Source organism: Nitrosomonas sp. Is79A3 (assembly GCF_000219585.1).
Taxonomy (GTDB): domain Bacteria; phylum Pseudomonadota; class Gammaproteobacteria; order Burkholderiales; family Nitrosomonadaceae; genus Nitrosomonas.
Genome location: NC_015731.1, coordinates 39,785 through 59,959 on the forward strand (window position 1 = coordinate 39,785; position 20,175 = coordinate 59,959).

17 protein-coding genes are annotated in these 20,175 nt (G+C 51.5%); all 17 read left to right on the forward strand.

What is annotated here, in order from left to right; all coding sequences use genetic code 11:
* Window positions 1-102: 102 nt before the first annotated feature.
* The 17 genes from NIT79A3_RS00140 to NIT79A3_RS00220 all read left to right on the forward strand — a co-directional run bounded on the left by NIT79A3_RS00140 (window position 103) and on the right by NIT79A3_RS00220 (window position 20,173).
* Complete coding sequence (locus NIT79A3_RS00140; RefSeq protein ID WP_013964240.1) at window positions 103-408, forward strand: DUF1840 domain-containing protein; 306 nt, start codon at window positions 103-105, stop codon at window positions 406-408.
* A gap of 95 nt (window positions 409-503) precedes the next feature.
* Window positions 504-1,526, forward strand: coding sequence for a phosphogluconate dehydrogenase (NAD(+)-dependent, decarboxylating) (gene gnd / locus NIT79A3_RS00145; protein ID WP_013964241.1), 1,023 nt, complete (start codon window positions 504-506; stop codon window positions 1,524-1,526).
* Entirely contained in the window at window positions 1,498-2,952 is a 1,455-nt protein-coding gene (gene zwf / locus NIT79A3_RS00150) for a glucose-6-phosphate dehydrogenase (protein ID WP_348225670.1), read from the forward strand. Before gnd ends, zwf begins: the two co-directional genes overlap by 29 nt.
* 60 nt (window positions 2,953-3,012) lie before the next feature.
* Entirely contained in the window at window positions 3,013-3,318 is a 306-nt protein-coding gene (locus tag NIT79A3_RS00155; RefSeq protein ID WP_013964243.1) for a DUF1840 domain-containing protein, read from the forward strand.
* A gap of 355 nt (window positions 3,319-3,673) precedes the next feature.
* Complete coding sequence (gene pgm, locus NIT79A3_RS00160; protein ID WP_083817931.1) at window positions 3,674-5,416, forward strand: phosphoglucomutase (alpha-D-glucose-1,6-bisphosphate-dependent); 1,743 nt, start codon at window positions 3,674-3,676, stop codon at window positions 5,414-5,416.
* 42 nt (window positions 5,417-5,458) lie between these two features.
* On the forward strand, window positions 5,459-8,005 hold the full coding sequence (gene glgP / locus NIT79A3_RS00165) for an alpha-glucan family phosphorylase (RefSeq protein WP_013964245.1): 2,547 nt from the start codon (window positions 5,459-5,461) through the stop codon (window positions 8,003-8,005).
* A gap of 118 nt (window positions 8,006-8,123) precedes the next feature.
* Complete coding sequence (gene mgtA, locus NIT79A3_RS00170) at window positions 8,124-10,757, forward strand: magnesium-translocating P-type ATPase (protein WP_013964246.1); 2,634 nt, start codon at window positions 8,124-8,126, stop codon at window positions 10,755-10,757.
* 25 nt (window positions 10,758-10,782) lie between these two features.
* Window positions 10,783-11,988 (forward strand): acetate/propionate family kinase, encoded by a 1,206-nt coding sequence (locus NIT79A3_RS00175; RefSeq protein ID WP_041360411.1) that lies wholly within the window; start codon window positions 10,783-10,785, stop codon window positions 11,986-11,988.
* A 2-nt stretch (window positions 11,989-11,990) separates the two neighbouring features.
* Window positions 11,991-14,360 carry a phosphoketolase family protein gene (locus tag NIT79A3_RS00180; protein WP_013964248.1) on the forward strand — a complete coding sequence of 790 codons (2,370 nt, stop codon included), beginning with the start codon at window positions 11,991-11,993 and terminating at the stop codon, window positions 14,358-14,360.
* Between the two features lie 30 nt (window positions 14,361-14,390).
* Window positions 14,391-15,647 carry a DUF2254 domain-containing protein gene (locus NIT79A3_RS00185; RefSeq protein ID WP_013964249.1) on the forward strand — a complete coding sequence of 419 codons (1,257 nt, stop codon included), beginning with the start codon at window positions 14,391-14,393 and terminating at the stop codon, window positions 15,645-15,647.
* Between the two features lie 31 nt (window positions 15,648-15,678).
* Window positions 15,679-17,118, forward strand: a complete 1,440-nt coding sequence (gene atpD / locus NIT79A3_RS00190; RefSeq protein ID WP_013964250.1) for a F0F1 ATP synthase subunit beta — start codon at window positions 15,679-15,681, stop codon at window positions 17,116-17,118.
* Window positions 17,093-17,497: a F0F1 ATP synthase subunit epsilon gene (locus tag NIT79A3_RS00195; RefSeq protein ID WP_013964251.1), complete on the forward strand. Its 405-nt coding sequence runs from the start codon at window positions 17,093-17,095 to the stop codon at window positions 17,495-17,497. Before atpD ends, NIT79A3_RS00195 begins: the two co-directional genes overlap by 26 nt.
* Entirely contained in the window at window positions 17,490-17,828 is a 339-nt protein-coding gene (locus NIT79A3_RS00200) for an AtpZ/AtpI family protein (protein ID WP_013964252.1), read from the forward strand. The genes NIT79A3_RS00195 and NIT79A3_RS00200 overlap by 8 nt, the downstream gene beginning before the upstream one ends.
* Window positions 17,821-18,132, forward strand: a complete 312-nt coding sequence (locus NIT79A3_RS00205; protein WP_013964253.1) for an ATP synthase subunit I — start codon at window positions 17,821-17,823, stop codon at window positions 18,130-18,132. Before NIT79A3_RS00200 ends, NIT79A3_RS00205 begins: the two co-directional genes overlap by 8 nt.
* Window positions 18,122-18,823 carry a F0F1 ATP synthase subunit A gene (locus NIT79A3_RS00210; protein ID WP_013964254.1) on the forward strand — a complete coding sequence of 234 codons (702 nt, stop codon included), beginning with the start codon at window positions 18,122-18,124 and terminating at the stop codon, window positions 18,821-18,823. The genes NIT79A3_RS00205 and NIT79A3_RS00210 overlap by 11 nt, the downstream gene beginning before the upstream one ends.
* A 24-nt stretch (window positions 18,824-18,847) precedes the next feature.
* Window positions 18,848-19,129: a F0F1 ATP synthase subunit C gene (locus NIT79A3_RS00215; RefSeq protein ID WP_013964255.1), complete on the forward strand. Its 282-nt coding sequence runs from the start codon at window positions 18,848-18,850 to the stop codon at window positions 19,127-19,129.
* Window positions 19,130-19,132: 3 nt separating this feature from the next.
* The gene (locus NIT79A3_RS00220; RefSeq protein WP_013964256.1) at window positions 19,133-20,173 is read left to right on the forward strand and encodes a DUF2934 domain-containing protein; all 1,041 of its coding nucleotides are present in this window, start codon (window positions 19,133-19,135) and stop codon (window positions 20,171-20,173) included.
* The last annotated feature ends 2 nt before the right edge of the window (window positions 20,174-20,175 follow it).

Here is a 20,175-nt window from a genome sequence, read left to right on the forward strand (position 1 = left end):
TAGCAGTCGCAGGAGAAGCCGAACAGTTGTGCGCAGTATCGCATGAACGGGCTTATGCAAGTGTACGCATAATAATTTGTTGTTTTTTAAAGGAGAAACGGTATGCTTTTGACATTCACAATCTTTTCAACCGATGTTTATGCCGATATCACCATGTTTAAAGGCGATGCGCTTACCTTGCTGAAAATGATGGGATACAGTGCTGCCGAGACTGGCGCTATTCCGGCTGCAGATGTTCCTCAAGCGCTAAGCCGATTAACAGCCGCTATTGATGCGAAAAAAATCTCGTTACCGGTTAATGATGAAGATGGGGATGAATCATGGGTTATTCTGGCAAATCGAGGATTACCTTTAATTAATTTTTTTACTGACGCAGCAAAGACAGGCTGTGACGTAATGTGGCGATAGATGCTCAGTCTGAAAACCAGTAGATTGATACGTGCAGTTAATGTCCTGCGGCTTGCTGCAGGACAGGATGCTTTATTCAAAAAGAAGGGGAATGCATGCAACTGGGGATGATTGGTCTAGGACGCATGGGTGCTAACCTAGTGCGGCGCTTAACTAAAGACGGCCATTCGTGCGTGGTCTATGACGTCAATGCGGCTGCCGTCAAAGCGCTAACAGGCCAGGCTATTCAACATGCCGATTCGCTGGATGATTTTGTCGCCAAACTATCCTCTCCGCGTGTGATCTGGGTGATGGTGCCCGCCGGTGTTACCGGCAAGACAATTTCAGATCTGGCCGTATTGCTTGCGGCGAACGACATCATCATCGATGGCGGCAACAGCTATTATCGTGATGATCAAGTGCGTGCTAAAGCGCTCAAGACACAAGGTATTCACTATGTTGACTGTGGAACCAGCGGCGGCGTATTCGGGCTCGAGCGAGGCTACTGCTTGATGATTGGCGGCGAGGAAGACGTAGTCTGGCATCTCGATCCGATCTTTAAAAGCATTGCGCCAGGCGTTGCAGCAGCAGAACGGACTTCCGGGCGCGACGGCGAACCGGATCCCGAAGAACAGGGTTACTTGCACTGTGGCCCGGCTGGTGCGGGTCATTTTGTGAAGATGGTTCATAATGGCATTGAATACGGCTTGATGGCTGCATACGCTGAAGGACTCAATATTCTCAAACATGCAGATGCAGGTCTTCGTGTAAGAACACAGGACGCCGAGACTACTCCGTTGCGTGACCCGGAAGCCTACCAATACCGCATCGACATCGGTAAAGTGGCCGAAGTATGGCGTCGAGGCAGCGTGATCTCATCCTGGCTGCTCGATTTAACAGCAGCGGCGCTTGCCGGAGATTCGGAGCTAAAGCAATTCTCAGGACACGTATCGGACTCGGGCGAAGGACGCTGGACCACGCTCGCCGCCATCGACGAAGGCGTACCAGCGCCAGTCATCAGTGCTGCATTATTCGGACGTTTCGAGTCCCAGGGAGAGGCAGATTACGCCGATCGTATTCTCTCGGCCATGCGCAAGCAGTTTGGCGGTCATGATGAAAAGCCAAAGGATGGCACATGACATGGACAAACCCGCAAGCGGCCTAACGCAATCAGGCGCACTGGTACTTTTTGGCGCAACGGGTGATCTTGCACACAAGAAAATATTTCCATCGCTCTACGCGATGGTTAAACGAGGGTCATTAAAGGTTCCGATAGTAGGCGTTGGTTTTTCGGGCTGGACGCTAGCGCAACTGCACGATCGCGCAATAGACGGTATAAAAAATGTCATTAAAAACGTCGATTCGAACGCCTTAAATCAATTGCTTTCGCTACTGCGTTATGTAGACGGTGATTATAAAAACCCGGAAACATTTCAAACGCTCAAAAAAACGCTTAATGGCGCGCTGCATCCGGCCTTCTACCTCGCCATTCCGCCTGCCTTCTTCGCGGCCATCATCAAAGATCTTGGCTCTTCTGGCTTGGCGGAGCATGCCCGCGTCATTGTGGAAAAGCCTTTTGGGCGTGATTTGGCTTCGGCATGCGAGCTCAACCGCGCTGCGCATTTGGTTTTTCCAGAGACTTCGATCTTTCGCATTGATCACTTCCTTGGCAAAGAAGCAATCGAAAACATCCTTTATTTCCGGTTCGCAAATTCGTTCCTGGAACCGATTTGGAATCGCAATTATGTAGCGAGTGTTCAGATCACGCTTTCGGAAGATTTTGGGGTGGAAGGAAGAGGCAGTTTCTACGACGGAGTCGGCTGCCTGCGCGACGTGATTCAGAACCATCTCTTTCAAATAGTTGCGCTTCTGGCCATGGAGCCTCCAGCCGGGCGGGATTTTGAGGCCCAGCGAAGCGAAAAAGCCAAGGTATTTCAAGCAATGCATGCGCTAAAACCGGAAGATCTGGTAAGAGGACAGTTTGAAGGCTACCTTCAGGAATCTGGTGTCGCTAAGGATTCTGACACGGAGACTTATTGTGCCTTGCGGTTATTTATTGATTCGTGGCGCTGGGCAGGTGTGCCGTGGTACCTGCGTTCAGGCAAATGCTTGGCCGAAACTGCTGCAGAGATTCTGGTTCAACTTAAGGCACCTCCGCAGAAACTGTTTGAAGATGCCGGGCCGGAGGCTTGCCGGGCTAATTATTTGCGCTTCCAATTATCACCGCATTCCGCCATTGCTTTAGCTGCACGCGTCAAGCGAGCGGGAGAGGAATATGTCGGCGACCAGAAAGAACTTTACCTTCTCAACGCTCAGCCAGATGAGCAAACGCCTTATGAGCGGCTTCTGGGCGACGCATTGGCTGGTAACGGCGCGCTTTTCACCCGGCAGGATGCAGTTGAGTCGGCTTGGGCAGTGCTTGATAGGGTTCTGACGGAGCATCAGCCGGTCAGATTATATAAGCCCGGTAGCTGGGGACCGATGGAAGCTGATGCGCTCATTACGGCCGATGGCGGATGGTATAACCCAAAGCTTAATCTTGTGATTAGGGAGGTGTCATTATGAAGAAATATCGAGCCAGTACGATCGGCAAGCGGAGTAATTATTTTTTTCTAGGAGGATAGTATGCTAGTGACATTTACAACAGATGCGCATGCCAATATCACTATGTTTGAAGGTGACGCATTGACCATGCTCAAAATGATGGGACACAGCGCGACCTTTCCTGGTGCTATTTTGGCTGCAGATATACCCGCAGCACTAAGCCGATTAACAGCCGCAATTGCTGCGGAAAAAATCTCGCCTCCAGTCAAGAATGAAAATGAGGATACGGATGAACCTGTGGTAAGTATGACAAACCGGGGGTTACCGTTAATTGACTTATTAACTGACGCAGCAAAAGAAGGCTGTAACGTAATGTGGAATAAATAGTCAGTCATTTACAGACTTAATAAGTAAAGGAAGCTCTGATTAAGTTGATTACAGTCATGGTTCGACAACTCACCACGAACGTAATCAATATATTGCCGTTCGTCCTGAGCCTGTCGAAGGACTTAATCAGAGCTTCCTAAAGGTTATTCTGAAAAAATAGAACAAATAGAATTGGATGTGTTCAAGGCGAGTAAATTTTATGTAACCTTTGTTGAGATCTTTCAAAGATTAACCACAAATCGCATATAAGCACATTCTGGCGGCGATATGCCCAATTACACACTGGCTTTTAAAAAGAGAAATTAAATTTCTCATTTTTTGCAGGCCTCGAATGAACAGTACACATGAGGTAGAAATGAAAATAAGCCCTTTGGCAGGAAAACCCGTCGAATCATCAATGCTGGTCAACATTCCAAAACTTGTCTCTGCCTACTACGCCAATATTCCTGATCCATTAGTATCTGAACAAAGAATCGCCTTCGGCACCTCTGGGCATCGTGGCTCTTCACTCAAAAACAGCTTCAACGAATGGCATATTCTTGCCATCAGTCAGGCTATCTGTCAGTACCGCAGGCAGCAGGGTATCAATGGACCACTGTTTCTAGGTATCGACACACACGCACTTTCGGAACCGGCGTTTATTACTGTGCTCGAAGTGTTGGCGGCCAACGGTGTGGAAGTCATGATCGCGGATAAGGATGAATATACGCCCACGCCTGTGATCTCGCACGCAATACTTACCTATAATCGCGGTCGCGATTACGGATTGGCGGATGGCATTATCATCACGCCTTCACACAATCCTCCCGATAGTGGCGGCTTCAAGTACAACCCGCCCAATGGCGGGCCAGCCGATAATGATGTGACAGGATGGATTGAATCCCACGCTAATGCGTTTCTTGAAATCAATCTCCAAGGTGTAAAAAGAATTTCTTACCAGAAAGCAATGCGCTTGAGTACCACCCACCGTCATGACTATCTCAATGCCTACGTAAACGATCTTAGCAACGTGTTGGATATGGAAGCGATTCATAATGCCGGAATCAATATGGCCGTAGATCCCCTCGGCGGCGCGGGTGTCCACTATTGGGCAAGAATTGCCGAACGCTATGGCTTAGATCTTACGGTGGTAAACGATATTGTTGATCCGACTTTCCGCTTCATGACAGTCGATTGGGACGGTCAGGTTCGCATGGATCCTTCCTCGCCTTACGCAATGCAGCACTTGATCGATCTCACGAATCACTTTGACATCGCCTTTGCTTGCGACACCGATCATGATCGGCATGGGATCATCACCCGAAGCGCAGGATTGTTACCGCCCAATCACTATCTTTCAGCCGCGATTTATTATCTGTTCCAGCACCGGCCGAAATGGCACAAAGATGCGGCAGTTGGTAAGACGGTAGTTAGCAGCCTGATGATTGATCGCATTACGAGGAAGCTTGAACGTAAACTTTATGAAGTGCCGGTTGGTTTCAAGTGGTTTGTGGATGGCTTACTCGACGGTTCGCTGGGTTTTGGCGGGGAAGAGAGTGCAGGAGCCTCTTTTCTCCGGCTAGACGGCAGCGTTTGGACAACTGATAAAGATGGTATCACCCCGGCTTTGCTGTCAGCAGAGATTACGGCGCATATGGGTCGCGATCCCGGAGAAATTTATCGTGAGCTCGCGCGTGAATACGGTGAGCCAATTTACGATCGTGTGGAGGCGTCAGCTACTCCAGAGCAAAAAAGAATGCTGGCACAGCTCGCACCAGAGCAGATCTTGTCTGTAGAGCTGGCTGGGGAAAAAATTCAGACCATCCTCACCCACGCACCGGGCAATAACGCATCAATCGGCGGTTTGAAGATAATTACCGAGAATGGATGGTTTGCCGCGCGGCCATCCGGGACGGAAGACATTTACAAGATTTATGCCGAAAGTTTCAAAGGCACGGATCATCTGCGTTGCATCCTGGAAGAAGCCCAGGTGATTGTCAACAAAGCTCTGACAGAGCAAGTGCCGGGCCGGAACAAAGCGCACTCATCATCGGCACCTCATCAGCAAACAATAAGTGAAGCCAAGGAAGGGTGGCGTAACGAGGGGAATCCCAATTGATACATAAGAAGATTTGGCCTCGGGCAATTTAAAGGAGAGGCTATGAGCCAGCAAACAAGAGACAGTCACCCGAAAGAGCTTATTTTACCGACGGACATAAAAGGATTCGACTCCTTGTCCGAGCTTGCGCTGGATATGCGCTCGTCGTGGAATCATGCCAGTGATCAAATATGGCGGCAGTTGGATCCTGTGCTATGGGAACTTACGCATAATCCTTGGGTAGTCTTGCAAACGGTCTCACGGGAAAAACTTCAGCATTTTTTACAAGACACTGTCTTCCTTAAAAATGTTATCGAATTGGTGCAAATCCGGCGCGATACGGCCGAAGCACCTGCCTGGTTTCAGCAAGCTTACCCGCAATCGCCGTTGAGTTGTATCGCGTACTTCAGTATGGAATTCATGTTGAGCGAGGCATTGCCTATCTATTCGGGCGGACTGGGTAATGTAGCTGGTGATCAGCTTAAAGCTGCTAGTGATTTAGGTGTTCCGGTAATCGGTGTGGGGCTACTCTACCAGCAAGGCTATTTTCACCAGGCGATTGATAAGGATGGCGCACAACAGGCGCTTTTCCCGTATAACGATCCCGGACAATTACCGGTCACGCCTCTGCGCCAAGCCAATGGCGAGTGGTTGCGGCTGGAAATTGAATTGCCCGGTTATTCGGTATGGTTGCGGACCTGGCAGGTTCAAGTCGGTCGCGTAAAATTGTACCTATTGGATAGCAATGATGCTGCGAATTACCCTGTTCATCGTGGTATTACCAGCGAACTTTACGGCGGCGGGCCGGAGTTACGCCTCAAACAGGAATTGTTGCTTGGGATTGGCGGATGGCGACTGCTTGCTGCTCTCGGTATTAAGCCGGAGGTTTGCCATTTGAATGAAGGACATGCGGCATTTGTAGTGCTGGAACGCGCGAAAAGTTTTATGGAGGAAACCAAATCGAGCTTCGAAGTTGCGCTGACCGTTACGAGGGCGGGTAATCTCTTTACCACACACACGGCGGTTGCTGCTGGTTTCGATCGTTTTGCTCCAGCACTTATTGAGCAATACCTGGGTAGTTATGCCGAGCAGCAGCTCGGTATAACCCGTCATGATTTACTGGCCTTGGGCCGCCATAACCCAAAAGACATGGCAGAACCTTTCAATATGGCTTATCTGGCGATTCGAGGCTGTGGAGCGATCAATGGGGTGAGCCGCTTACATGGGAAAGTCAGCCGCCATCTTTTTGAGCACCTCTTCCCGCGATGGCCAACCGGCGAAGTGCCTATCGGGCATGTGACCAACGGAGTGCATATGCCGACCTGGGATTCGGCAGAAGCGGATGCTTTGTGGACGCAGGCCTGTAATAAAGACCGCTGGCTGGGCATAACTAAGACCTTGGAACGAGATATTCGCTGTATTTCTGATGTCAGCCTATGGAAATTTCGCAGGGCTGCTAGTAAAGCTTTGATTGAATTTGCCCGTGAGCGATTATCTCAGCAGCTTGCCGTATCCGGAATGCCGCCCGAGACGATTGACAATGCCAAGCATCTATTTGATTTCAATACATTGACACTGGGGTTTGCACGCCGTTTTGCGGCTTATAAACGACCCAATCTGTTGCTGAAAGACCCGGAGCGATTGTTTCGCCTATTGACTAATCCACAACGTCCGGTACAGCTCATCATCGCCGGTAAGGCGCATCCCGCCGACTTGGCAGGTCAAGCCCTAATTCAGCAATGGATTCATTTCATCCGGCGGCCTGAGGTGCGCCCTCATGTAATCTTCCTCAGTGACTACGATATGCATTTGACCGCGCAATTGGTCCAAGGCGTTGATGTCTGGCTCAATACGCCGCGCCGCCCGTGGGAGGCGTGTGGAACCAGTGGCATGAAGGTACTTGTCAACGGCGGCATCAATTTGTCTGAGTTGGATGGTTGGTGGGCAGAGGCCTACACCCCCGAAGTGGGATGGGCGCTGGGAGACGGTCAGGAACACAGTGACGATCCTGCTGCGGACGATCGCGATGCCGAGATGCTCTACGACCTGCTTGAATACGAGGTGATTCCAGAATTCTATACCCGCAATGCGGATGGCATCCCCGTTGCCTGGGTGAAGCGAATGCGGGAGAGCATGGCGCGATTGACACCGCAATTTTCCTCCAATCGCGCGGTGCGCGAATATACTGAGCAGTTCTACCTGCCGGTTGCCTCCGCCTATCATGCGCGGGCTGCTAGTCAAGGTAAAATCGGTACACAAATTGTTGATTGGCAGAAAGCTTGGAAACAAAATTGGAGCGCGTTGCACTTCGGCGAAGTAAAAATTGAAGCTGAAGGCGAGCAACATGTAATTGAGGTTCAGGTATATTTCGATGCGCTCGATCCAGAGGCGGTGCGGGTCGAGCTCTATGCCGATAAAATTAGTGATGGCACTCCAGTGCGGCAAGAAATGAAGCGCGTGCGACAACTGGCTGGTGCAACAAATGGCTACGCCTATCGCACGCTTGTGACGGATGCCCGTCCAGTGACAGATTATACGGCGCGAATCGTTCCGTACCACGAGCATGTGGCAATTCCTTTGGAAGATAATCATATCTTATGGCAGCGATGACCTAATCAAAAGAAGAATAGGCAATGAAAAAAGAGACTGCAATCAGCAGCGTGCTTGGGGATATGAGTGGTTTCCCAATTCCATCACAAGTTTTACGAAGCCAGTTACGGAGATGTCAATGAGTTTGCCAAAAACCGCCATAAATCCAGCTCAACGCGCAGATAAACTCAATGACAAAAACGGGAAGCATGTTTCAGAGCAATTGCTGGAAATCGCGCGCGCCGGTACCGAAGCTGTCCTAAAAACACTGGACTCTCGATTGGATGGTTTGAGCCAGGGAGAGGCCGATTCGCGCTTGCGGCAGTATGGAATGAACGAGATTGCCCGCGAGAAGCATCAATCGGCGCTGATGCGTCTGTTGAGTAACATCAAGAATCCATTGGTTCTCCTACTCACGGCGCTCGGTGTGATTTCCTTTTTAACCGGCGATTTGCGTGCGGCGGTGATCATTTTCATCATGGTGGTTCTTGGTGTGGTGTTGCGCTTCTACCAGGAAATGCGGGCCGATAATGCCGCTGAAAAGCTCAAAGCGATGGTCAGCAATACCGCGACACGGGTGCGTGAAGGCAAGGAAGCCGAAGTGCCGCTTAAGCTGTTGGTGCCGGGTGATATCATCCGGCTGTCTGCCGGTGATATGGTCCCAGCCGATGTGCGCGTGCTGTCCGCCAAAGATTTGTTTCTAAACCAATCTGCATTAACGGGCGAATCGTTGCCCATCGAGAAAAAAGCTGCCGCCACATCTACCGATGTTCAAAATCCGCTGGAATTGACCAATATCTGTTTCCTGGGATCCAATGTGGAGAGCGGCTCCGCCACTGCAGTGGTCATACACACCGGGGATCAGACCTACTTTGGCGCACTCGCCACCAGTATCGTTGGACAGCGTCAGTTGACGAGCTTCGACAAGGGTATCAATAAATTCACCTGGCTAATGATCTACTTCATTGCCGTGATGGTTCCGGCAGTTTTCCTGATCAACGGATTGAGCAAGCACGACTGGTTGGAAGCTTTTCTGTTTGCGATGGCAGTGGCCGTCGGATTGACCCCGGAAATGCTGCCGATGATTGTGACGGTTAACCTTTCCAAGGGTGCCCTGGCGATGGCGCGCAAGAAAGTGATCGTCAAACGGCTGAACGCGATCCAGAACTTCGGAGCGATGGATGTGCTGTGCACCGACAAGACCGGTACGCTCACGCAAGGCAAAATCGTACTTGAGAAACATCTGGATGCGCACGGGGATCCCAGTGCAAAGGTACTCGAATACGGCTATTTGAATAGTTACCATCATACCGGGTTGAAAAATCTGCTCGACGAGGCTGTTCTCGCCCATGAGGAGCTCGAGGAACACCTAAAAGCCAAAGAAAAATACCGCAAGATAGATGAAATCCCTTTTGATTTCGTGCGGCGGCGGATGTCCGTAATCGTGGAAGACACAACCGGATTGAATACGCTGATCTGCAAGGGTGCGGTGGATGAAGTGCTGAGCTTATGCACTCGGGTGGAAATCAAGGGAGAGGTGATCGAGGTTCTGCCCGAGTATGACGTCAAGCGCAAGCAGATAGCGGATGAACTGAACAGTCAAGGCTTCCGTGTTATCGCGTTGGCTTATAAACAAATGCCAGGAGCAACGGATGAACCGACCTACGCGGTCAAGGATGAATCGGACCTGATCCTGCTGGGTTTTCTGGCCTTCCTTGATCCGCCCAAAGATACCGCTACGGAGGCTTTGGAGCAGCTGCGCCAGTTAAATGTGGACATCAAGATCCTGACCGGCGATAACGAGATCATTACGACTTATATTTGCAAGGAAGTCGGTGTCCCCGTAGAGCATCTCTTACTCGGTCCACAAATTGAGGGGATGAATGAAGCAGAATTGGCTGAAGCGGTCAGTGCGACCAGTATTTTTGCCCGGCTTGTCCCGGTGCACAAGGAACGTATCATCCGCGCGCTACAAAGCAACGGGCACGTGGTGGGTTTTATGGGCGATGGCATCAACGACGCGCCTGCCCTGAAAGCCGCCGATGTCGGTATTTCGGTGGATAGCGCCGTGGATATCGCCAAGGAATCATCCGATATCATCTTATTGGAAAACAGCCTGCTGGTGCTGCAGCAGGGGGTGCTGGAAGGCCGGCGGGTGTTCGGCAACATTGTTAAATACATCAAGATGGCGGCCAGCTCGAGCTTCGGCAACATGTTCAGCGTGGTGGGAGCCAGCGCTTTCTTGCCTTTCCTGCCTATGTTGCCGATCCAGGTGTTGATCAACAACCTCCTCTACGATTTCTCGCAGACCACCATTCCTACTGACGAAGTGGATGCCGAATGGCTAACCAAGCCGCGCAAGTGGGAGATTGATGAAATTCTGCGTTTTATTCTATGTATCGGGCCGATCAGTTCGATTTTCGATTACCTGACATTCTTCATCATGCTGTCAGTGTTCAATTGCTGGGACAACCCCGTCCTGTTCCACACCGGCTGGTTCATCGAATCGCTCTTCACGCAAACGTTGATCATTCACGTCATTCGCACCAACAAAATCCCGTTTTTCCAGAGCCGGGCCAGTTGGCCGCTTATTCTCACTTCGATCATCATCGTCGCGGCGGGTGCTTGGTTAACGGTTTCTCCCTTGGCCGAAACGCTCGGGTTTGTTCCGCTCCCTCCTTTGTACTGGGGGTTGTTGGCGGTCATTGTGGTGTGCTATGTGGTGCTGACCCAGTTGGTTAAGACTTGGTTTTGCCGCAGGTATGGCGATTGATGGCAGTGACGGCGAGCAGACATTTATGACAGATCCTGTGCATATCCTGACCATCAATGGCGGCTCGTCGAGTATCAAGTTCGCGCTGTATCAAATAGGCGAACCGTTGGTGCGAATGCTGCATGGCAAGATTGATCGCATCGGCCTGCCTGATACAAGTTTGGAATTCAACGATCCGATCAGGAATCAGCAGGGTATTAGCAGCTTTGTAGCTTCCGACCCCCAATCGGCGGCTAATTCCTTGATTGTCTGGCTTGAAGGGCGGCATGGTTTCGCTTCGGTCAGGGCTGTCGGACACCGCGTAGTGCACGGCATGAAGCACACCGAACCTGTGATTTCAACTCAGGAATTACTGGATGAACTGCATCGCATCGTGCCATATGATCCAGAGCACTTGCCGCGCGAAATTGAATTGATCGAGGCATTCCATCAGCGTCATCCGAAACTGCCACAGGTAGCCTGTTTTGATACGGCGTTTCACCACACCATGCCGCGCGTGGCGAAACTGCTGTCAATTCCACGCCGATACGATGCGCAGGGTGTTCAACGTTACGGCTTTCATGGCTTGTCTTATGCTTACCTGATGCAGGAACTTGAACGTCTGGCAGGCACACAAGCCGCGAACGGGCGTGTCATTCTCGCGCATCTGGGCAACGGCGCGAGCCTGGCTGCGGTGCGCGATGGACGCAGCATGGATACGACGATGTCGTTTACACCCGCTGCGGGCTTAATGATGAGCAACCGTTCCGGCGACATCGATCCCGGATTGGTTTCATTTCTGGCGCGTAGCGAGCAGATGACTGCGGAGCAATTTGATCGAATGATCAATCGCGAATCCGGATTGCTCGGAATATCCGAAACCAGTTCCGACATGCGCGATCTGCTCGCAAGGGAAGCCGAGGATGTTCGGGCGGCTGAAGCGGTGGCGCTGTTCTGCTATCAGACGAAGAAAGGGATCGGTGCGTATGCCGCTGTGCTGGGTGGACTCGATACCCTGGTTTTCGCCGGCGGTATTGGCGAAAATGCAGCACCGGTTCGTTCACGTATTTGCGCAGGTCTGGGCTTTCTCGGCATTGAACTGGATGAATTACGCAATGCGGATCACGCGCAGGTAATTTCCACGGACACCAGCCGCGTCGCGGTTCGCGTTATTCGCACGAACGAAGAGCTGATGATCGCAAGATTGGTGTGTCATGTGCTCGGATTCGATGCATCAATAAAGGAAATTTAAATATGAAAAAAAATACCAAGTTACTCTCTCCGGAATTGCTGCACAAGATGGATGCGTATTGGCGCGCTGCAAACTACCTGTCAGTTGGACAGATTTATCTCTACGATAATCCGCTACTGAAGCAACCGCTTAAGCTGGCGCACATTAAGCCACGCTTGCTGGGCCACTGGGGTACGACTCCGGGGCTAAATTTCATCTACGTGCACCTGAATCGGATCATCAAGGAACATGATCTCAACGTCATCTACATCACCGGTCCGGGGCATGGTGGACCGGGATTGGTCGCCAATACATATCTGGAAGGAACGTATAGCGAGGTTTATCCAAATATCTCGCAAGACGAAGATGGCATGCAGCGGCTATTCAAGCAATTCTCTTTCCCCGGCGGGATTCCCAGCCATGTTGCGCCGGAGACACCCGGTTCGATTCACGAGGGCGGGGAGTTGGGTTATTCGTTGTCGCATGCTTTCGGTGCAGCATTTGACAACCCCGGCTTGCTGGTCGCGTGTGTGGTTGGTGATGGCGAAGCAGAAACGGGTCCGCTCGCCACGAGCTGGCACTCGAACAAATTTCTCAATCCAGTTCACGATGGCGCGGTATTGCCCATCCTGCACCTGAACGGCTACAAGATTGCCGGGCCAACGGTGCTGGCACGCATTCCCTGCGATGAACTGGAAGCATTGTTCCGCGGTTACGGATATACGCCATATTTTATCGAGGGCGACGATCCGTTGGAAATGCACCAGCGTATGGCGGCAACACTTGACGCCGTGATCGCCAACATCCAGAGCATTCAGCGCGACGCCCGCACGCATGGCTTCACGAAGCGTCCGCATTGGCCGATGATCATCCTGCGTTCGCCGAAGGGCTGGACCGGTCCGAAAGTCGTGGATGGAAAACCAACCGAGGGTACTTTTCGTTCACACCAGGTGCCGATGGGTGACATGAGCCAGCCGGGGCATGTGAAGATTCTGGAAAAGTGGCTGAAGAGCTATCGCCCGCAGGAATTATTCGACGAAACAGGGAAACTCCTTGCCGAACTCGCCGAATTGGCTCCGCAAGGCGCTCGCCGCATGGGTGCCAATCCGCATGCCAACGGCGGCATGCTGTTACGTGACTTACGCCTGCCGGATTTCCGCGACTATGCGGTGAAGGTAGCGAATCCCGGTACCGTATCCGCGGAAGCGACACGTACCCAGGGCGAATTCATCCGTGACGTAGTAAAATTGAATGCCACCAATTTCCGTGTGTTCAGTCCGGATGAGACGGCTTCGAACCGCTGGGGCGCGGTATTTGAGGTGACGAACCGTTGTTCGACTGCAGAAATTGTTCCGGGTGATGACCACGTCGCACCCGATGGCCGGGTCATGGAGATGTTAAGCGAACATCAGTGCGAAGGCTGGCTGGAAGGCTATTTGCTGACAGGCCGCCACGGTTTTTTCTCGTGCTATGAAGCCTTCATTCACATCATCGATTCGATGTTCAATCAGCATGCCAAGTGGCTCAAGGTGGCCAATGAAATTCCGTGGCGGCGGCCGATTGCGTCGTTGAACTATCTGCTTTCCTCGCATGTGTGGCGGCAGGATCACAACGGTTTCAGTCATCAGGATCCCGGTTTCATCGACCACGTCATCAATAAGAAAGCGGAAATCATCCGCATCTATCTGCCGCCCGACGCAAATACGCTGTTGTCCGTCACCGATCACTGCTTGCGCAGCCGTAATTACGTGAATGTGATCGTCGCCGGTAAGCAACCGCAGCCGCAGTGGCTTGACATGGACGCAGCCATCAAACATTGCACTGCGGGTATCGGCATCTGGGAATGGGCCAGTAATGACCAGGGTGAAGAACCGGATGTCGTCATGGCGTGCGCCGGTGATGCGCCGACGATAGAAACTCTGGCTGCCGTCGAGTTGCTGTGGAAACATTTTCCCGAACTGAAAATACGGGTCATCAACGTGGTGGACTTGATGAGTCTCCAGCCGCAAAGCGAGCATCCGCATGGCTTGAGCGACAAAGATTTTGATGGCCTGTTCACCAAAGATAAACCAATCATTTTTGCCTATCACGGATATCCGTGGCTAATTCACCGGCTCACCTATCGCCGTACTAACCACGATAACCTGCATGTGCGCGGCTACAAAGAAGAAGGCACGACTTCGACGCCGTTTGACATGGTAGTGATGAACGATCTGGACCGTTTTCATCTCGTCGCCGATGTTATTGACCGCGTGCCGCAACTCGGCTCACGCGCGGCTTACGTCAAACAAGCGATCCGCGACAAATTGATCGAGCATAAACAATACATTAATCAATACGGCGAGGACATGCCGGAGATTCGGAACTGGAAATGGAAGGGATCAAGCGTATAACCCATTTACCGAAATTTCAGATCGTGATTTATGAATAAACTTAAACAACATCTTAGCAACTTTCGCTCGAGCTTCTGGTTTATGCCTACGGTGATTGTTACATTTAGTATTGTGCTTGCGATTACGTTGATCCAGGTGGATTCCGCTGAGAACGATATTTGGCTGGCCCAATGGCCGTACCTGTTTGGGGCTGGGGCGGAAGGCGCCCGTGGCATGTTGTCGACACTTGCCGGTTCGATGATGTCTGTGATGGGCATCACGTTTTCCATGACACTGGTGGCACTGGCACTGATAGCGAACCAATACACCTCGCGCATCCTTCGGAACTTTATGCGGAGCACTGTCACGCAAGCTTCGTTAGGGATTTTTGCCGGTATTCTTCGGATTTGTTCTGGCACTGGGAGGCGTGGGTGTGCTCATTTTCTTTATTCATCATATCGCCTCTTCGATCCAGGCTTCCAGCATCATCGTCAGGAAACCATCGCGGCCATTGATCGGCTTTTTCCGGATAAATCGGAAAGTGAATCCGATGAAGATGCGAATCAGCTGCCGCGTTCTATAGAGGAAAGGAGCTGGCACGTAATCCTGGCAAAGAAGAGCGGCTACATTCAGAGTCTGGATGATGATGCGCTGCTTCACTTGGCGCAGGACAGGAATACCATTGCACGGATGGAATGCGGCATCGGCGATTTCGTTGTTCAAAATACTGTGCTGGCATCGCTCGCTCTGGAATCTCCCCCGGATAATGAAACAATTGCCGCCATCAATGCGTGTTACGAAATAGGCCGCCACCGCACAGTGGAGCAGGATCCTGCTTTCGGTATTAGGGAGATCGTTGATGTGGCATTAAAAGCCCTTTCTCCCGGCGTCAACGACATATCGACGGCCGTGATTTGTGTGGATTACTTGGCAATGATTCTAGCGCGACTGGCTCTCCGGAAATTTCCACCATCACGCCGCTATGCAGGAGGAGAGTTGAGAGTGATCGTTATCGCTCCGAGTTTTTCCAGCTTGCTGGCCGATTCATACGATCAGATTCGTAGAAGCGCCGCAGGAAATGTCGCCATCATGATGCGTATGCTCGGCGCGCTTCATACCATTGCTGGCCTGACAGTTTGTCCAAACCGCAGGTTGGCGCTGCGTGAACATGTTCAGTGGATTGCCGAGCTGGCCGATCGTAGCATCGAATCCGCGCATGATCGTTCGCTAATTGAGCAACGTCTGACGCATGTGCGCGATGCGCTCGAAGCAGAATCTGTTTTGTGCATAAGAGAAAAGGGGCTATAGTCTTGTGATATCGAATCTGGAAATAGGAAGAATGTCTAATTTATCAAATACCGGCGTGGTCGTTTCGGTGCGCGGCAGTGTTGTTGATATAAGATTCGATGGCGATTTGCCGCCGATCCACTCAGTGCTGCGCGCCGGACAGGAAGAACGCATCATTATCGAGGTACTAGCGCAGCATGATGCGCATCATGTGCGCGGGATCGCTTTGACGCCGACACAAGGTCTTGCGCGCGGCACGGTGGTGAGGGATACAGGCGGGCCTTTAAAAGCGCCTGCAGGTAAAGAACTGCTCTCGCGCATGTTCGATGTATTTGGCAACACCATTGACCGCAAAGCAGCAGTGTCCGATGTCCAATGGCGTTCTGTACATCATGCTCCACCACCGCTTGCACGACGTTCCACCAAGTCGGAAATTTTTGAAACGGGCATCAAAATCATTGATGTGCTGATGCCGCTGGAGCGCGGTGGCAAAGCAGGCCTTTTTGGTGGAGCGGGTGTAGGAAAAACGGTATTGCTCACTGAGATGATTCACAACATGATTGGGAACCAGCAAGGTGTAAGCATTTTTTGTGGCATCGGAGAGCGTTGTCGTGAGGGTGAGGAACTTTATCGTGACATGAAAGAAGCCGGTGTGTTACCGAATATGGTGATGGTGTTTGGGCAGATGAACGAGCCACCGGGCGCTCGTTTTCGTGTCGGCCATGTGGCATTAACCATGGCCGAGTATTTCCGCGATGACGAGCATCGCGATGTGTTGTTGTTGATCGACAATATCTTTCGCTTTATCCAGGCCGGCATGGAGATTTCCGGATTGATGGGACAGATGCCATCGCGTCTGGGTTATCAACCCACGATGGGCACTGAGCTTTCGGGGCTGGAGGAGCGCATCGCCAACACCGATACTGGTGCCATCACTTCGATCCAAGCGGTGTATGTCCCAGCCGACGATTTCACCGACCCGGCGGCAGTGCATACATTCTCTCATCTCTCCGCCTCCATTGTGCTCTCGCGCAAGCGTGCAGGTGAAGGACTTTATCCGGCCATTGATCCGCTGCAATCCAGTTCCAAGATGGCCACACCTGGCATTGTCGGGGAACGGCATTACCGCTTAGCCCAGGAGATCCGGCACACGCTTGCGCAATATGCGGAACTCAAGGATATCATTGCCATGCTCGGTCTGGAGCAACTTGCGCCGGAAGACCGTAATGTGGTCGCCCGTGCCCGCCACCTAGAGCGTTTTTTTACGCAACCCTTTTTCACTACCGAGCAGTTCACTGGTCTCAAAGGTAAGCTTGTCAGTCTCGAGGATGCTTTGGACGGTTGTGAGCGTATCTTGCGTGATGATTTCAAAGATTACCCGGAGAATTCACTCTACATGATCGGTACGATAGACGAAGCGAAGGAAAAGATTAAGCCTGAGACAAAATTGCAACCGGAGATCGAACATGTCGCCGATACGCATGCATCTTAAGGTTCTCCTACCCTTCCAGATTTTTGCTGATAAAGCCGGCGTGTCGCGCATTGTGGCGGAGACGCGTGATGGTTCGTTTGGACTCTTGCCACACCGGCTCGACTGCGTCGCGGCGCTCCCACCCGGAATTCTGATTTTTGAAATCGAAGAGGAAGGTGAAGTTTATGTGGCCGTGGATGAAGGAGTGCTGGTAAAGACTGGCCCGGACGTGCTCGTTTCCGTGCGCCGTGCGATAAGTGGAACGGATCTTGGCCAATTACGCGATACGGTGGAACAGGAATTCCTCTCTCTGAACGAGCACGAGCAAAGCGTACGTTCGGTGATGGTAAAATTGGAAAGCGGTTTTATTCGTCGCATGGCGAAGTTTCATCATGAGTAAAATACCGGAAAAAAAATCTGTATCGGGTGAGACGAAATACAGCCAGCAAGTAGGAGAAAAGGCAGCACGAAAACTCAAAGCACAACATCATGTCACACAGACCGTTTGGTCCGGTCTGGGTATGATGGGTCTGGTTGGCTGGTCGGTAGCAGTGCCCACGCTGCTCGGTGCAGCACTCGGACTTTGGCTGGACAAGCATTATCCTGGCAGTCATTCCTGGACACTCATGTTGCTGGCTGTCGGGTTAGGATTGGGTTGTTTTAATGCGTGGCATTGGGTGACCAAGGAAGACAGGGAAATGCACGAGCATGAGGGGGATAATCATGAATGAATTATTATTTCTAACGTTCGCTTTGGTAACGGGAATTTTGCTTGGAGTCATTTTTTTCGGCGGCCTTTGGTGGACAGTACGCAAAGGCATATTATCGAAACATCCGGCGCTATGGTTTTTTGGGAGCATCCTGCTGAGGTTGGGCATTGTTCTGCCCGGGTTTTATTTTATTCTGGGGAACAGTTGGCAGAGTCTGCTGATGGGACTTCTCGGATTCATCATCGCGCGACTGATCGTGATGTGGCTCACTCGAGTAACGAACCAGCCTGAACAATTGATGCCGGAGGCCGGTCATGCACCTTAGCCCAGACGAGATTATTTTCTGGCAATATGGTTTTATTAAACTCAACGCTACGATTGTTTACACGTGGGGATTGATGTTGGTGTTGGTGCTTGGTTCAAAACTTGTTACGCGTAAACTTTCCACAGGCTTGCAACGTTCCCGCTGGCAGAACCTGCTGGAAATAGTCGTTACCGGCATCAACAAACAAATTGAAGAAGTCGGCATGAATCAGCCTCAGAAATATCTCGGTTTTCTCGGCACCTTGTTTCTGTTTGTTGCAATGGCAAGCCTATTCACTATCGTTCCCGGCTTTGAGCCGCCGACAGGCTCACTCTCGACCACTGCGGCGCTGGCGATCTGTGTGTTTGTGGCTGTGCCGTTGTTCGGTATCGAAGAAAGTGGACTGAGAGAGTATCTCCGGGCCTACCTGAAACCGACGGTTATCATGTTGCCGTTCAACATCATCAGCGAACTTTCCCGTACCCTGGCCCTGGCGATCCGCCTGTTCGGCAATATGATGAGCGGGACGATGATACTCGCCATTCTGCTGACCATCACGCCCTTTATCTTTCCGATCGCTATGAGCGTGCTCGGTCTGTTGACCGGCATGGTGCAAGCCTATATCTTCAGTATCCTGGCAGCGGTTTACATCGCTGCTGCCACACGAGCGCGCAAGTCCAAACCAGAATCCGATGTAATTATTGACGCATGAATTACGACAACCAAAGGAGAAAGTATGGATAGCATGACGATTATTGCAGTAGCATCAATTATCACTGCTGGCATGACCATCGGTATAGGGGTCATTGGACCGTCGCTTGGTGAAGGTAAGGCGGTTGCAACGGCGCTGACTTCACTGGCGCAGCAGCCGGATGCTTCCGCCACCATCACCCGGACGCTCTTTGTTGGTCTGGCGATGATCGAATCCACTGCCATTTACTGTTTCGTGGTCTCGATGATTCTTCTTTTCGCCAACCCATTCTGGAACCAAGTCATCACTCAAGCGGCAGGAAAGTAAGTTATGCTGATCGACTGGTTTACCGTCGGTGCGCAAGTCGTCAACTTCCTCATCCTGGTGTGGTTGTTGAAGCGCTTCCTATACCATCCGATTCTTGACGCCCTTGATGCAAGGGAGAAGCGGATCGCCAAGGAATTGGCGGATGCCGACGCGCAAAAGGCCGAGGCTCAGAAGGAACGCGACGAGTTTCAGCACAAAAACGAGGTTTTCGAGCAGCAGCGCGCCACCCTCGTGAATAAGGCAACAGAGGAAGCGAAAGCCGAGCGTTCGCGGTTACAGGAAGAAGCGCGGCAGGCGGCTGATGCTTTGAGCGCTAAGCAACGGGAATCAATGAGAAACGACGTAAATCGTTTAAACCAAGCAATCAGCCGCCGAGTCCGGCAGGAAGTATTCGCCATCGCACGTAAGGCGCTGATGGATCTCGCGACGACTGAACTGGAAGAGCGCTTGGCCGATGTGTTTACTCGCCGCTTGGAACAGATGGACAAGCAAGCGAAAAAAACTCTCGGCGACTCTCTCAAAACTGCATCAAGCCCTGCGTTAGTGCGTAGCGCTTTTGACCTCCCCGCGGCGCAGCGCACGGCGATACAAAATGCGCTCAACGATACGTTTTCTACGGAAGTCCGCGTTCGATTCGAGATAGCGCCGGATCTGATCAGCGGGATTGAGCTCAGCACGAATGGACATAAACTGGCTTGGAGCATCTCGGATTATCTGGCTTCTCTGGAAAAAGGTGTCGATGATCTATTGAAAAATAAGGATAAAGTCGAAGCGCAAGTAATGAAATCTTCCGATTTGACATCTCAGATCGGCAAGCGCGCCTATGAACTCTACGAGGAGCAAGGTCACAAGGAGGGTCGAGCAAATCAGGACTGGGAGAAGGCGGAAGGAGAAATTCGGAATAAAATTCTTGATTCCCCCAAAGCCGCACCAAAACCCGAAAAAAACCCTGAAGCCAAGCCAGAAAGCAAAGTAAAGACTAACTCTGCAGCTGAAACCGATCCTGAATCCGATGCAACCAAGCCAAAAGTAAAGAGCCAATAAGT

What these genes read in the sequence shown, in the direction of transcription:
- NIT79A3_RS00140 (WP_013964240.1), top strand. Translation starts at nt 103, where the DNA reads ATGCTTTTGACATTCACAATCTTTTCAACCGATGTTTATGCCGATATC.
- gnd (WP_013964241.1), top strand. Translation starts at nt 504, where the DNA reads ATGCAACTGGGGATGATTGGTCTAGGACGCATGGGTGCTAACCTAGTG.
- zwf (WP_348225670.1), top strand. Translation starts at nt 1,498, where the DNA reads ATGATGAAAAGCCAAAGGATGGCACATGACATGGACAAACCCGCAAGC.
- NIT79A3_RS00155 (WP_013964243.1), top strand. Translation starts at nt 3,013, where the DNA reads ATGCTAGTGACATTTACAACAGATGCGCATGCCAATATCACTATGTTT.
- pgm (WP_083817931.1), top strand. Translation starts at nt 3,674, where the DNA reads ATGAAAATAAGCCCTTTGGCAGGAAAACCCGTCGAATCATCAATGCTG.
- glgP (WP_013964245.1), top strand. Translation starts at nt 5,459, where the DNA reads ATGAGCCAGCAAACAAGAGACAGTCACCCGAAAGAGCTTATTTTACCG.
- mgtA (WP_013964246.1), top strand. Translation starts at nt 8,124, where the DNA reads ATGAGTTTGCCAAAAACCGCCATAAATCCAGCTCAACGCGCAGATAAA.
- NIT79A3_RS00175 (WP_041360411.1), top strand. Translation starts at nt 10,783, where the DNA reads ATGACAGATCCTGTGCATATCCTGACCATCAATGGCGGCTCGTCGAGT.
- NIT79A3_RS00180 (WP_013964248.1), top strand. Translation starts at nt 11,991, where the DNA reads ATGAAAAAAAATACCAAGTTACTCTCTCCGGAATTGCTGCACAAGATG.
- NIT79A3_RS00185 (WP_013964249.1), top strand. Translation starts at nt 14,391, where the DNA reads ATGAATAAACTTAAACAACATCTTAGCAACTTTCGCTCGAGCTTCTGG.
- atpD (WP_013964250.1), top strand. Translation starts at nt 15,679, where the DNA reads ATGTCTAATTTATCAAATACCGGCGTGGTCGTTTCGGTGCGCGGCAGT.
- NIT79A3_RS00195 (WP_013964251.1), top strand. Translation starts at nt 17,093, where the DNA reads ATGTCGCCGATACGCATGCATCTTAAGGTTCTCCTACCCTTCCAGATT.
- NIT79A3_RS00200 (WP_013964252.1), top strand. Translation starts at nt 17,490, where the DNA reads ATGAGTAAAATACCGGAAAAAAAATCTGTATCGGGTGAGACGAAATAC.
- NIT79A3_RS00205 (WP_013964253.1), top strand. Translation starts at nt 17,821, where the DNA reads ATGAATGAATTATTATTTCTAACGTTCGCTTTGGTAACGGGAATTTTG.
- NIT79A3_RS00210 (WP_013964254.1), top strand. Translation starts at nt 18,122, where the DNA reads ATGCACCTTAGCCCAGACGAGATTATTTTCTGGCAATATGGTTTTATT.
- NIT79A3_RS00215 (WP_013964255.1), top strand. Translation starts at nt 18,848, where the DNA reads ATGGATAGCATGACGATTATTGCAGTAGCATCAATTATCACTGCTGGC.
- NIT79A3_RS00220 (WP_013964256.1), top strand. Translation starts at nt 19,133, where the DNA reads ATGCTGATCGACTGGTTTACCGTCGGTGCGCAAGTCGTCAACTTCCTC.